This is a genomic window from Stieleria mannarensis, assembly GCF_014154935.1.
Classification (GTDB): Bacteria; Planctomycetota; Planctomycetia; order Pirellulales; family Pirellulaceae; genus Stieleria; species Stieleria mannarensis.
The window spans coordinates 18,881-31,532 of the sequence record NZ_JACEHH010000074.1; the positions used below are offsets into that span (position 1 = coordinate 18,881).

General features: G+C 59.5%; 9 protein-coding genes and 1 pseudogene. 6 read left to right on the top strand and 4 right to left on the bottom strand.

What is annotated here, in order from left to right; genetic code table 11:
* The first annotated feature begins 196 nt into the window (after window positions 1–196).
* Window positions 197–2,239 carry a biosynthetic arginine decarboxylase gene (speA, locus tag H1B37_RS30290; protein WP_182871031.1) on the top strand — a complete coding sequence of 681 codons (2,043 nt, stop codon included), beginning with the start codon at window positions 197–199 and terminating at the stop codon, window positions 2,237–2,239.
* Window positions 2,240–2,468: 229 nt separating this feature from the next.
* Here speA and mtaB read toward each other — a convergent pair whose 3' ends face one another.
* Window positions 2,469–3,773 (bottom strand): tRNA (N(6)-L-threonylcarbamoyladenosine(37)-C(2))-methylthiotransferase MtaB, encoded by a 1,305-nt coding sequence (mtaB, locus tag H1B37_RS30295; RefSeq protein WP_182871032.1) that lies wholly within the window; start codon window positions 3,771–3,773, stop codon window positions 2,469–2,471.
* A gap of 3 nt (window positions 3,774–3,776) precedes the next feature.
* Entirely contained in the window at window positions 3,777–4,112 is a 336-nt protein-coding gene (locus tag H1B37_RS30300) for an ATP-dependent Clp protease adaptor ClpS (protein WP_182871033.1), read from the bottom strand.
* 157 nt (window positions 4,113–4,269) lie between these two features.
* Between H1B37_RS30300 and H1B37_RS30305 the strand changes: the two genes are divergently transcribed.
* Both H1B37_RS30305 and serS read left to right on the top strand, forming a co-directional pair.
* Window positions 4,270–5,691, top strand: coding sequence for a dipeptidase (locus tag H1B37_RS30305; RefSeq protein WP_436299065.1), 1,422 nt, complete (start codon window positions 4,270–4,272; stop codon window positions 5,689–5,691).
* Between the two features lie 96 nt (window positions 5,692–5,787).
* Window positions 5,788–7,062, top strand: a complete 1,275-nt coding sequence (gene serS / locus H1B37_RS30310; RefSeq protein ID WP_182871034.1) for a serine--tRNA ligase — start codon at window positions 5,788–5,790, stop codon at window positions 7,060–7,062.
* A gap of 237 nt (window positions 7,063–7,299) precedes the next feature.
* Here the strand turns inward: serS and H1B37_RS34655 are convergent, their stop codons facing one another.
* On the bottom strand, window positions 7,300–7,923 hold the full coding sequence (locus H1B37_RS34655) for a response regulator transcription factor (protein WP_182871035.1): 624 nt from the start codon (window positions 7,921–7,923) through the stop codon (window positions 7,300–7,302).
* A gap of 136 nt (window positions 7,924–8,059) precedes the next feature.
* Between H1B37_RS34655 and H1B37_RS30320 the strand changes: the two genes are divergently transcribed.
* Together H1B37_RS30320 and H1B37_RS34190 are read left to right on the top strand one after the other, a co-directional pair.
* Window positions 8,060–8,635, top strand: coding sequence for an ECF-type sigma factor (locus H1B37_RS30320; protein ID WP_182871036.1), 576 nt, complete (start codon window positions 8,060–8,062; stop codon window positions 8,633–8,635).
* 1,133 nt (window positions 8,636–9,768) lie between these two features.
* Window positions 9,769–10,824 (top strand): annotated as a pseudogene (locus H1B37_RS34190) (serine/threonine protein kinase); the annotation flags it as partial.
* Window positions 10,825–10,849: 25 nt separating this feature from the next.
* Here the strand turns inward: H1B37_RS34190 and H1B37_RS34195 are convergent.
* A complete protein-coding gene (locus H1B37_RS34195) occupies window positions 10,850–11,815 on the bottom strand; it encodes an alpha/beta fold hydrolase (protein WP_286178378.1) in 966 nt (321 codons plus the stop codon).
* A 183-nt stretch (window positions 11,816–11,998) separates the two neighbouring features.
* Here H1B37_RS34195 and H1B37_RS30330 point away from each other — a divergent pair, with 183 nt between their 5' ends.
* Window positions 11,999–12,466: an FxsA family protein gene (locus H1B37_RS30330; RefSeq protein WP_182871038.1), complete on the top strand. Its 468-nt coding sequence runs from the start codon at window positions 11,999–12,001 to the stop codon at window positions 12,464–12,466.
* Window positions 12,467–12,652 lie beyond the last annotated feature (186 nt).

The following is a 12,652-nucleotide window of genomic DNA, read 5'->3' on the forward strand; positions in this document are numbered from 1 at the left end:
CGTTTATCGAGCGGAAAAGGGGTCAGGTACCAAAAACCAAATGGCCCGAAGGGTGCTTCGCATTTTTGGTACCTGACCCCTTTTCCGCGGCACCCTAAGTTTAAGCGTTGACGAAGCACTAGTGCTTTGGTGTTGATTCACTTTCCAATCCAGGCCTCGAATCCAACGAGGCGACTAATGTTGAGGCAATCAAGCGTTGAAGCAAGATTCTCGGGATCGCTGGACGATCCAAGATTCGGTGGCAGAATATGGGGTCGATCGCTGGGGCGGCGGATACTTCAACGTCTCCGATCAAGGCACGGTGGTCGTTTCCCCTTCGCGCGATGAACAAACGTCAATCGACTTGAAGGCGCTCGTCGACCAACTCGGCGACCGTGGACTCAGTCTGCCCATCCTGCTCCGTTTCAACGGCATCCTACGCGACCGATTGCACCATCTGCACGATTGCTTTGCCCAGGCGATCGAAGAAAACGGGTACCAGAACCGTTATCGCTGCGTGTTCCCGATCAAGGTCAATCAACAGCGCGAAGTCGTCCAGCAGATCGTCGCCGAAGGTGCCCCGCTGGGTTTCGGCGTCGAAGCGGGCAGCAAGCCCGAACTGCTGGCCGCGATCGCGATGAGCGACGCCTCGGTCCCGATCGTCTGCAACGGTTTTAAAGACGAGGAATATATCCGTTTGGCGATGATGGCCCAGCGGCTGGGGCGAACCATTTTTCCGGTCGTCGAAAAGGCCAGCGAACTGGACCTGATTTTCCGCGTCGCCTCGGCCGTCGGTGTGCGGCCGACGATCGGCATGCGGGTCAAACTGGCCACCCGCGGCAGCGGCCGATGGCAGGCCAGCGGCGGCTACCGCAGTAAGTTCGGGTTGACCGTTGCCGAGGTTTTGGCGTCGTTGGATCGCATGATCGAAATGGGTTTTGCCGACTGCTTTCAACTGTTGCACTTTCACGTCGGCAGCCAGATCGGAAACATTCGACAACTGAAGTCGGCGATCCTGGAGGCGGCCCAGATCTACGTCGACCTGCAGCGCCGCGGTGCGGCAATGGGCTACTTGGACGTCGGTGGCGGACTGGGCGTCGATTACGACGGCACCCAGACCGACAGCCAATCGAGCATGAACTACACGATTCAAGAATACGCCAACGACGTCGTCTATCACGTGCAAAGCGTTTGCGACGAAGCCGGCGTCCCGCACCCGCAGCTGATCTCCGAAAGTGGACGAGCCGTCGCCGCCCACCACAGCATCCTGGTGATGGAAACACTCGGCGTCACCAAACAAGGCAACACCGAACTGCCGGACTGGGCCAGTTCGCCTGGCAACGGACAGCCCCCGTCGGAAGGGCCGCCGGAAGATTACGAACAACCGGTCCGTGATCTTTGGGACGCCTACACCAATCTGACGTCCGACAACATGATGGAGAAGTTCCACGATGCCCAGTTAACACTGGACATGTGCATGAACCTGTTCAGCGGCGGGTATCTGCCGTTGGAACAGCGTGTCGCCGCGGAAAACCTGTACTTTGCCCTTTGCCACCGCGTCCGTGAACTGGCCAAGGCCGAAGGCGATTTGCCGGCCGAGTTGGAGCATCTCGATCGGATGCTGTCGGATATTTACTTCGTCAATTTCTCGCTGTTTCAATCGATGCCCGATGCCTGGGCGATCGACCAATTGTTCCCGATCATGCCGATCCACCGTTTGGACGAACGGCCGACCCGGCATGCCGTCTTGGGCGATATCACCTGTGACAGCGACGGCAAAGTCGATTCGTTTGTGTCCGAAAACGACTGCTGCGATACGCTGCTGCTGCATCCTCCCGAAGACGGCAAACCGTACCAGTTGGCGGTGTTCATGGTCGGGGCCTATCAAGAAATCCTCGGCGATCTGCACAACCTGTTCGGCGACACGCACGCGGTGCACGTCGAATGCGAGGGATCGACGGTCAAAATCCGCTCGATCGTCAAGGGCGACACCGTCTCGGAAGTCCTCGGCTACGTCCAGTACGACGATCGCGAGTTGCTGGACAACATCGGAAATACGGTCGAAGAAGCGATCGCCCAGCAGCGGATCGATCACCAGCAAGCCGGCCGCATCGTCGCGACCTTTGAAAAAGCCCTGGCCGGATACACCTACCTGGAAGCCACCGGAAAAGGCGCCCCGATGGAAGACTTCGAAGTGCCGGTGAAGTTCGTCGAAACGCAAGAGGACGTGTCGCCGATCGAACAGCAGAGTTCGACTTAGGACGTGCTGTGCATGCCTTCTGTCACGCCCGGGATGTCGATTGTATTCGTGCAACTTTGGCCCAAATCTAAATTCTCTCCCTCTGGGAGAGACGGCGTTTACGCAGCAAGCAAACGCCAGAGAGGGCCCGCGAATCGAAGAGTCGCTTCCGCCCCCGAAACACGAAAGTCTTGGCGACTTCCGCTACGAACAAATCCGTCACTTGTACCGTCGACGTCCCCAGCGTGACCTACGCCGAAACGAGCACCCGCTCCTCGTCGGCGCGGGTGACTTTGGCGGTCACCAGATCACCCGTCGTGATACCGGAATCGTCACTGACCCATTCGGCCGGCGCGTAGCGACAGGTGGTCCCACGTAACAACCGCGCTGGCGACGTGCCGTGGTCCAACGTGACCAGATCACGCTCGGATTCGACCAGCACTTGCACGGACTCGCCGACCAGACTGGCGAAGTAATCTCGGCGAAGCTCCGATTCGAGTTCGGCGAGTTGTTGAACGCGTTGGCTCTTCAGATCACCCGGCAATTGGTCGGGCATCTCGGCGGCCGGCGTGCCTCGGCGTGCGCTGAAGGGAAAGGCGTGGATCTTGGAGAACCCGGCGCTGCGACAGGTTTGCAGGGTTTGTTCGAATTCGGCATCGGTCTCGCCGGGGAATCCGACAATGATGTCGGTCGTGATCGCCGGCTTGTTCAGCGCCGCCTCCAGTTTTCGGCAGCGGTCCAAAAACATCCGCGTCCCCCAACGCCGCCGCATCCGCCGCAACACCGAGTCGCTTCCCGATTGCAGGCACAGATGCACGTGGGGCACCAACCGTTCGGAATACTCGGTCATCACATCGATCAGGCTGCGCGTCACCTCGGTCGCTTCGATGCTGGAAAGCCGGATGCGGAAATCACCGGGCAACTGGCACAACTGTCGAACCAGATCGGACAGCCGCGTCCATTGGTCGCGCGGTTTGTTGCGATTCCAATCGACGCCGTAGTGGCCCAGGTGGATGCCGGTCAACACGACTTCGCGATGGCCGGCGTCGGTCAACCGGCGGACTTCATCGACAATGTGCTGCAGCGGCCGCGAGGAGAGTTTTGGCCGCACGTGGGGGATGATGCAGTAACTGCAACGCAGCAAACAACCGTCTTGCACTTTGACGTACGCACGATGTCGTCCGGAAAAACCGTCCAACCCCGTGGGGACGTCGACGACGCCGAACCGCGACATCAGATCGGGCAGTTCGCGTTTGTCGGTCACCACTTCGGCCACCCCGGGAAGCTTGGCCACTTCCTCGGGTGCCCGTGTGGCATAACAACCCATCACGACGATCCGAGCGTCGGGGTTGTCGCGTGCCATGCGGCGAATCACTTGCCGGCTTTTGACGTCACCTTGGTTGGTCACCGTGCAGGTGTTGACGATGCAGACGTCGGCCTGATCCCCGTCGGCGCAGTCTTGAAACCCGACCCGTTGCAAGCCTTGGCGGACGAGTTCGGTTTCGTACTGGTTGACTTTGCAGCCCAGTGTGGTGACACGTAACTTTGCCGACATGCTTTAGCCGACCGGCTCGATGGTCGCACTCATGCTGCCTTTGCAGCGCGGGATCAAATCGTCTTTGCCATAGGCGTGGATTTGGTCGCGTTTCAATTCGGCGTGTTCCATGGTGGTGGTCAAACAAATCGCTTTGCCGCTACAGTCGACTTGGGTCGCGATCTCGAATCCTTTTTCGACCGGATAGCGAAACAGCTTTCGCATCATCATCACGACATACTGGTAGCTGTGGTCGGAGTCATCCCAAAGAATGACGTTGTACCGAGGCTGTTTCTTGGGTTTCGTTTTCTGTTCTTTTTCGACGGCCGGATCGGCAACCATGACTTGCTTGTCTGACATTTTCGAAAACTGCTCCGTCGTGGTAACGCTGGGCCAGTGGTGACGCCCACTGTTGTTACGATTGCACGGCCCCTATTGTAGCGCGGTTGTAGAGCCGAAGGCAGACCCGATTTTAACGGTTTTTCTCACTTTTCACCCCCGAATCAGAGTCATTGTTGTGTCTCCACCCCGCGAAAACGCCGCCCCAGGACCGCTGGACGATGCGTCGCTGGAACAGCTGGTTGAATCCCTTGACGCCGACCGCAACGGGCTTTTAAAGGACCTTATCGACTGGTTAAGGATTCCCAGCGTCAGCAGCGACAGTCGGCTGCGGGCCGAGGTTCGCCGGGCATGTGATTGGGTCGGCGAGAAATTCGCTGGCGCCGGCTTGTCCGTCGAAACCATCCCGACCGAAGGGCATCCGATGGTGGTCGCCCAAACCGCGCCGGTCGAGGGAGCACCGGTCGTGCTGGTCTACGGCCACTACGATGTCCAGCCCGCCGAACCGCTGGAGGACTGGGTCAGCGGTCCGTTCGAACCGACGGTCCGCGACGGCGACCTGTTCGCCCGCGGCGCGACCGATGACAAGGGGCAAGTCCTGACGCACATCCAAAGCGTTTGTCGTTGGCTGTCGGCCGGTCACGACCTGCCGCTGCAGATCAAGTTTCTGATCGAAGGCGAGGAGGAAGTCGGCAGCGAAAACCTGGAACGGATGCTGCCGGAGTTGGCCGAGAAACTCGCCTGCGATTGCGTCGTCATCAGCGACAGCAGCCAGTACGCCGACGGGCAACCGGCAATCACCTACGGATTGCGCGGGATCGCCACGTATGAATTGACCGTCCGTGGCCCCAGCCAAGACCTGCACAGCGGATCGTTCGGCGGAGCGGTGATGAACCCCGCGATCGCGCTTTGCAAAATGCTCTCCTCGATGGTCGACGATAACGGCGTGATCCAAATCCCGGGCTACTATGATCGGGTTCAGCCGCTGACCGATGCGGAGCGACAACAATGGGCCCAGCTGCCGCAATCGGACGAAGCGTTCGCCGCAAGTGTCGGAGTGAAAGAACTGTTCGGCGAACAGGGTTACACGACCGATGAGCGACGTTGGGCTCGACCGACGTTCGACATCAACGGGCTGACATCGGGCCATCAAGGCGAAGGGGTCAAAACCATCATCCCGGCGGTCGCGTCGGCTAAAATCAGTTTTCGATTGGTCGCCGATCAGGACCCCAAGGAATTGACCGAGCAATTGAACCAGCACTTCAGCGCCGTCGCCCCACCCGGCGTGACCTGGGAACTGGAAACCGATCACGGGGCGCCCGGCATGTTGGCCAAGATCGACACGCCGTTTGCCAAGGCCGCCGAAACCGCCATCGATGCCGCCTTCGGCACCAAGCCGGTGTTCATCCGCGAAGGCGGCTCGATCCCGATCGTCACCCGGTTTCAAGAGGTGCTCGGCTGCGATTGCCTGCTGCTCGGCTGGGGGCTTTCCGACGATAACACGCATAGCCCCAATGAAAAATTCCGTGTCCAGGATTACCATCGCGGCATCCAGGCTTCGACCCGACTTTGGAACGAAATCGCCAAACAAGTGGGATAGGCTTCCAGCCTGTCAATCAGCACTCCAGACAGGCGAAACGCCTCTCCCAGACGCCCCCTCACAGCGAACCATCCTTCCCCACCCTCACAACTCATCATGCTTGATCGGAAATTCATCCTTCAAAATGTCGACCTGGTCCGCGAGAACTGTGAGCGCCGCGGCGTACCGTGTGACGTCGATCGCATCGCCGAATTGGACGCCCAGCGAGTCACTCAGCTGCAACTCGCCCAAGACCTCAACCGCCAGGCCAACGAGGTCAGCAAGCAGATCCCCAAGGCATCCGAAAACGACCAGCGACAAGAGCTGATCGCCAAGGGGCGCGAGCTGCGTGAGCAAAAGGACGCCGCTCAAAAACAGTGCGACGAATTGGAAGAACAAATCCTGGCCATCCAAACGCTGATCCCCAACCTGACCCACCCCGACGCACCGACCGGTGGCGAAGACGACGCCAAAGAGTTGTCTTTCGGAGCGACGCCGAAACCGGAGTTCGACTTCAAGCCGCTCGATCACTTGCAGCTTGGTGAGAAGCACGACCTGTTCGATTTCGAAGGCGGGGCACGGGTTGCCGGAGCCGGGTTCTATTTCCTTCGCAACGCCGCCGTCCGCTTGGACCTGGCACTGCAACAGTTCGCGATCTCGTTTCTTTCCGATCGAGGCTTCACGCCGGTTTCCACGCCCGACCTGGCGCTGACCAGCGTTCTGCAAGGAACCGGATTCAACCCCCGCGGCCCCGAGACCCAGATCTACAGCATCGAGAACACCGAACTGAATCTGGTCGCCACGGCGGAGATCACTTTGGGCGGGATGATGAGCGATCAGACGCTCACCGATACCGAATTGCCGATCAAGCTGTGCGGGCTGAGTCACTGTTTTCGCACCGAGGCCGGCGCGGCCGGACGGGCATCCAAGGGACTTTACCGGGTGCATCAATTCACCAAGGTCGAAATGTTCGCCTTCACCTTGCCCGATCAAAGTGACGCGATGCACGAAGAGATGAAGGCGCTGGAGTGTGAGTTGTTCGACGCCTTGGAGGTTCCTTACCGCGTCGTCGACACCGCCAGCGGCGACCTCGGCGGACCGGCCTATCGCAAGTACGACCTGGAAGCCTGGATGCCCGGACGCGGCGACGGCGGCGAGTGGGGCGAAGTGACCAGCACCAGCAACTGCACCGACTATCAAGCGCGTCGATTGAACACCCGCTACAAGGTGACCGGCGAGAAAGGCACCAAGTTCCTGCACACGCTCAACGGCACCGCGGTCGCCACCGGACGCGCCATGATCGCTGTGATCGAAAACCACCAACGCGCCGACGGCAGCATCGCGGTCCCCAAAGTCCTGCAACCCTGGATGGGCTGCGACGTGATCGGCTGAGAGCCCGAAGCCGCGGGCGGTTGCACGACGTCGATTGTATTGCTGCGGCTTTGGGCAACCAGTTAGATTCTCTGCCTCTGGGAGAGACGGCGTTTGCGCAGCAAGCAAACGCCAGAGAGGGCTCGCGCTGCAATCGTTTTGGCGACTTCCGCAACGAACAAATCCGTCACTTTTTCAATCGACGTCCCATGCAGCGACAATGGACCGCGAAAGCCTGCAGTCCCCTCTTTCGGCGATTCAACGATCACCACCGCGGCGCTCGGTCTCGACCACCATCCTGACAAGCTGCGCGATGGATTTTGTTCCGGTCTTTCTGAAGATGTGATGACGCCGCGCCTCGACGGTCCGAATGCTCAGATCCAGTCGATTGGCGATCGCTTTGTTTGGGTGCCCCTGGACCAGCAGATCAAACACTTCACGTTCTTTGGACGTCAGTTTGGCCAGACGCCTGCCCACGGCGGCATGCTTCGCATCGATCCGCCGAGCGCGTTTCTCGTGGGCGAGGGCTTGCTGAATGGAGTCCCACAACGCCTGCTCGCTGACCGGCTTTTCCAGGACGTTGATCGCACCTTGTTTCATCGCCCGCACCGCAAATGGGATTTCCCCATGCGCGGAGACGAACAGGATCGGCAAGGAAATGCCCTCGTCGACCAATCGATTTTGCAGCTCGATTCCGCTGATTCCCAGCAACCTGAATTCCGCGATGATGCACCCCGGCGTGCGGCGCGTGTATGCTTCTACAAAGTCCTCGCCGCTTGTGTAGTTCCGGAAATCGAGGTTCATTTGATCCGCGATCCGGCCGACGATCCGCCGGGCCAAGGGATCCGGGTCGATCAGAAACAGGGTGGTCGTCTCGGGCATCAAACGAAATTTCCTGGATGGATCGTGGTTGGACAAAACGGGGTGTCGCAGAACGAAGACCTTGGTTGACGCCGTTAACGCGACAGTTCCATTTCGAATGAGTCATCGGTTCACGGATTTTTTTTGAAAAGCCCTCATGACGACGCCGACTCCGTCCCCCACCGAACTTCTTCGACGCGTTTCCGGCGGCGAGCGACGGGCGGCCGACGATTTGCTGGAATTGGTCTACGAAGATTTTCGCTCGATGGCGGCAGCCTATTTGCGACACGAACCTAACGAGGTGACGCTGCAGCCGACGGCGCTCGTCCATGAGGCGTTCTTGCGACTGATCGATCAAAAGCAGGTCCAGTGGCAGGGGCGGACCCATTTTTTGGCGATCGGCGCGAAAGCCATGCGCCGCGTCCTGGTCGACAACGCACGTCGCCGAAATCGCAAAAAGCGAGGGGGAGCCGCCAAGAGGATTCCGTTCCAAGACCAACTTTTTCTATCTCCGGACCACGATCACGACCTGATCGCCGTCGACCAGCTGTTGGCGGAGCTGCAGGAGATCGATGCGCGGCAGGCGCAAATCGTCGAGCTGCGTTTCTTCGGGGGAATGACCAGCGCAGAGGTCGCCGAGTACCTGGATCTATCCAAGTCGACGGTCGATCGTGAATGGCGCGTCGTCCGCGCCTGGCTGCGTCAGCAACTCAACGAGGATGACCAGGCGTGACGCCGAACCAATACGGCCGAGTCAAAGAGTTGTTTCTACGCGTGGTCGACCTCGATCGCGAAGAACGTGAACGTGTCTTGGAAGACGTTTGCGGCAACGAGCCCGAACTCCGCAACGCGGTTGATGCATTGCTGGAGCATGATGATTCGCGGACCCTCATTCGATCCGCCGACACCACCGTTGCTGATTTCCAGCCGAAGGTGCTGGCCGGCTCCAAGAGAAACGTGATTGACATTGGGATCGAGCGTTGGTGGCAGTTCTCCCATGGTCTCGGCCGCCAAGGTCAACTGGCCCTGGGCGGATTGATCTCGTGCTTGGTGCTCGCGTTGATCGGCTATCTTGTCCAACGTTACATCGAAACGTTGCGAAAGGAGATCCGCCGCGAAACCCTGAACGAAATCGTCGACAGCAATGTCTTGGCCCTGAGAGCATGGCTTGATCACGAAATCGAAAAGGCACAATCCTGGGCGCGCAGCAGCCATCTTCGTCAGTCCGTTGGCGAACTGGTCTCCCTCACCCGCGACGCCGACGATCCGTCCCAAACCCCCGGTGCGGCGCCGATTCGGTTACAGATTCACCGCGAAATCACGGCCCTGGCCGGACGCGAGGAACAATTCACGATTTGGGATCAGCGCTACCGTCTGATCGCCGGGGCAAGCTCTGCCGGTGGACGCATCGGTCAGAACGCAACGCCGTGGGGAGCCAGCATTCTTGCGTCGGTGTTCGAAGGACACTCCGAGCTCGCGCCGCTGGAGCGGGATCATTCGATCGCCAAGCTGGACCAGAGCATGGCGTTCCATCCACATCTGGCGATCGTGACGCCACTTTGCGACGCCGACGGCCACATCATTGCAGCGTTGCAGATACACGACTCGAAAAGCAAAGAGAAATCGAAGCAGATCACGCGTGCATTCCGCTTGGGAGAGTCGGGTGAGACCTATATCTTTAACCGCGACGGCCAATTGCTGACGACCAGCCGATTCGATCGTCAACTTGAACAAGCCGGATTGATCCCGACAGCAACTGAGGACGGCATTCGAAACATCTACCTTCGCGACCCGGGCGGAAATACCACGGCGGGCTATCGGTTCGAACAACCCGCATCAGCGCTTCCGCTGACAAAGATGGCCCGCATGTGTCTGTCCGGTAACGACGGCTGTGACGTCGACGGTTATCGTGACTATCGCGGCGTCATCGTTGTCGGGGCTTGGCGTTGGATCGACGATCTCCAGGTGGGCGTCGCGACCGAATTTGATGCCGATGAAGTCGATCCTTCAGCGGGCGTCACACGCGTCTTTGCCTGGGCCGTCATCGTTCAATCGGCACTCTGCTTGTGCATCGCCGCCGGCTCGTACTATTCCATCCGTCGCCTCCGTCATCGTTTCGGCGAAGACCAGAAACTGGGTCAATACCGACTGGAAAAACAGATCGGTGAGGGAGGCATGGGGAGGGTTTTCAAAGCGCAGCATGAGCTCTTGAAACGCCCGACGGCCATCAAGTTGCTGAAACCCCAATTCAGCGATTCGGAAAGCATTGCCAGATTTCAGCGCGAAGCTCAATCGGCCAGCCAGCTGGAGCACGTCAACACCGTCCGCGTTTTAGATTATGGCGTTTCCGAAGAGCGGATCTTCTATCTGGTGATGGAATACATCGACGGGATAACGCTCGCTCGTCTGGTAGATCTTGAAAACGCGATCGAGCCGGCGCGTGTCATCTTCTTGCTGCGACAAATCCTCTACTCACTCCGCGAAGCCCACCATGCCGGACTGGTGCATCGTGATTTGAAACCGGGCAACGTGATGATTTGTGTTCGTGGCGGGACTTCCGATGTCGTGAAGGTCCTTGACTTTGGGCTTGCCAAGCCGATTCACACCACCAGCTCACAGTCGATCACGGCGAGCAATCTGGTGGCGGGGACACCACAGTATCTGGCACCGGAACGGCTTCACGATCCGGGGACCAACGATCCGCGATCCGATCTGTTTTCGTTCGGCGCGGTGGCGTTTTTTCTGCTCACCGGACGCAACGCGGTCGGTGGGCAATCGATTGCCGAAATCCTGCACCAGCTTGCCAATGTGCCGCCGTCGCGGCCGAGCGAACACACCACCCAAGCGATCCCGCCGGCACTGGACGATTTAGTCTTTCGCTGTTTGTCGAAAGAGCCGAAGGATCGTCCGGATTCGGCCCAACAGATCCTCAATCAACTCGACGGCATCAGTGACCTACCGGAATGGTCCGAGGCCCAAGCGGACCAGTGGTGGGCCAAGTACCGTCAAACGTTCCAGAGTTCACATCCACCTGACGCGCCAACTGCAAAGCCGGTTGAACGCCCGTGACTGTGCGGCTGATCCAACCGGCCAGGTGATCGGCGACGTCTTCGGCATCAACGTCGTGCAGCAGGTCATGACGTCCGCCGGGCCAACGGACAAACTCCGACCACGCGCGCATCCGAAGTGACAGGTTGCGACACGCGGCCTGATCGATCAATTCATCTTCGTCGCCCAACAACACCAACGTCGGCGTCTCGATGCCCGCGGCGTGATCGAGTGCGAAGCGGCCTTGCGCCAACAGCTGAGTCGCCAGGTACAGCGAGATCTGGCTGTGTTGCAGCGGGTCCGCCCGCAAACGTTCGGCCACGTCGTCGTCGCGCGTCAATTGATCCATCCGTGGTGGTTTGGAGAGACGGATCCAGCGGAACAGTTGGCCCGTTCCCCAGGCCGCGAAAATCTTGGGCCGGTCCAGGAAACTCGGCGGCATCAACATCGGTGCGACCAAGATCAATCCGGACAGATCGGGCGTCCCGTAGGCGTCAAACTCATCGTGACGCAGCGCGTAGTTGACCGCGAAGTTGCCACCCATGGAGTGACCGATCAGCACCTGATCTTTTTCGGCAAACGACTCCCACAACAGCTTTCGCGCGGCGGCGATGATTTGCAGCACGCTGTCGTAGCTCTTGGCCGTCCCGCGTCGCCCCGGAGAGCGTCCGTGGCCAGGCAGATCGACTGCGAAAACGGCCCAACCGCGACGCAGCATCCGCTTGGCAAACGACGCGTGGCGGCCGCCATGGTCGCCCAAGCCGTGGACTAGGATCATCACCCCGCGCTCGTTGCCGTCGCCGCGATGCCACAGTCGAGCGTACAGATCTTCCGCACCGGGAACAGTCATCGATTGGTCAATCATGATCGTCTCCTGATGGAAATCGGGTCGTGGTGTGGCGGAAACTCATTCGAAAAAGCGACAAATGGCACGAAATTCGCTTTCATGGCAAATCGACAACGGCCGACGGTCACGATGGCACTCCACCGGTCCGGTTTAGCCGCGTGTTTGCCAGGCTCCATTCTCCGCCAATTGTAGGCGATTTCGATGCTTCTTCGACTGCTACTTCTGTTCGTCACCGTCCCGCTGATCGAACTGTACTTGCTTTTACAGTTGGCCGAGGTCACGGGGGCCGCGGCGACTTTCTTGCTGGTCATCATTACCGGCATTATCGGCTCATGGCTGGCCAAACGTGAGGGGCTGATCGCCTGGCAGAAATTTCAATTGGCATTGGCCGAGGGGAGGATGCCCAGTCGCGAGATCCAGGACGGGCTGATGATCGTATTTTCGGCCGCCCTGTTGCTGACCCCCGGATTGCTGACCGACATCGTCGGATTCGTGATGCTGGTTCCCGTGGGTCGGAATCTGATCCGCAAGTGTGTGCTCGCCAAACTGTTCCGCGGCTTCGGGTCGGTGCACGTTCACACCACCACCTTTGAAAGCAAACCACTGCATCCCTTCGACGACCGCAACACGATCGAAGGCAAAGCCACCCACCGCGAGCACGCGAGATAGGCCCCAGCGCGCCACACCTCCCCCACCGGGGACAGACCCCGACCGGCCCCGAGCAGACCATTTGCTTGCAATCCGGCTGGGGACAGACCCCGGTCCACCTCGGGGACAGACCCCGGTCCACCTCGGTGACGCCTCCCTCACCGGGGACAGACCCCGGCGGTCCACCGCAGCATTTTCTCTCCCTCT

What these genes read in the sequence shown, in the direction of transcription:
- H1B37_RS30300 (WP_182871033.1), bottom strand. Translation starts at nt 4,112, where the DNA reads ATGTCAGACAAGCAAGTCATGGTTGCCGATCCGGCCGTCGAAAAAGAA.
- H1B37_RS30330 (WP_182871038.1), top strand. Translation starts at nt 11,999, where the DNA reads ATGCTTCTTCGACTGCTACTTCTGTTCGTCACCGTCCCGCTGATCGAA.
- H1B37_RS30320 (WP_182871036.1), top strand. Translation starts at nt 8,060, where the DNA reads ATGACGACGCCGACTCCGTCCCCCACCGAACTTCTTCGACGCGTTTCC.
- mtaB (WP_182871032.1), bottom strand. Translation starts at nt 3,773, where the DNA reads ATGTCGGCAAAGTTACGTGTCACCACACTGGGCTGCAAAGTCAACCAG.
- H1B37_RS34195 (WP_286178378.1), bottom strand. Translation starts at nt 11,815, where the DNA reads ATGATTGACCAATCGATGACTGTTCCCGGTGCGGAAGATCTGTACGCT.
- serS (WP_182871034.1), top strand. Translation starts at nt 5,788, where the DNA reads ATGCTTGATCGGAAATTCATCCTTCAAAATGTCGACCTGGTCCGCGAG.
- H1B37_RS34655 (WP_182871035.1), bottom strand. Translation starts at nt 7,923, where the DNA reads ATGCCCGAGACGACCACCCTGTTTCTGATCGACCCGGATCCCTTGGCC.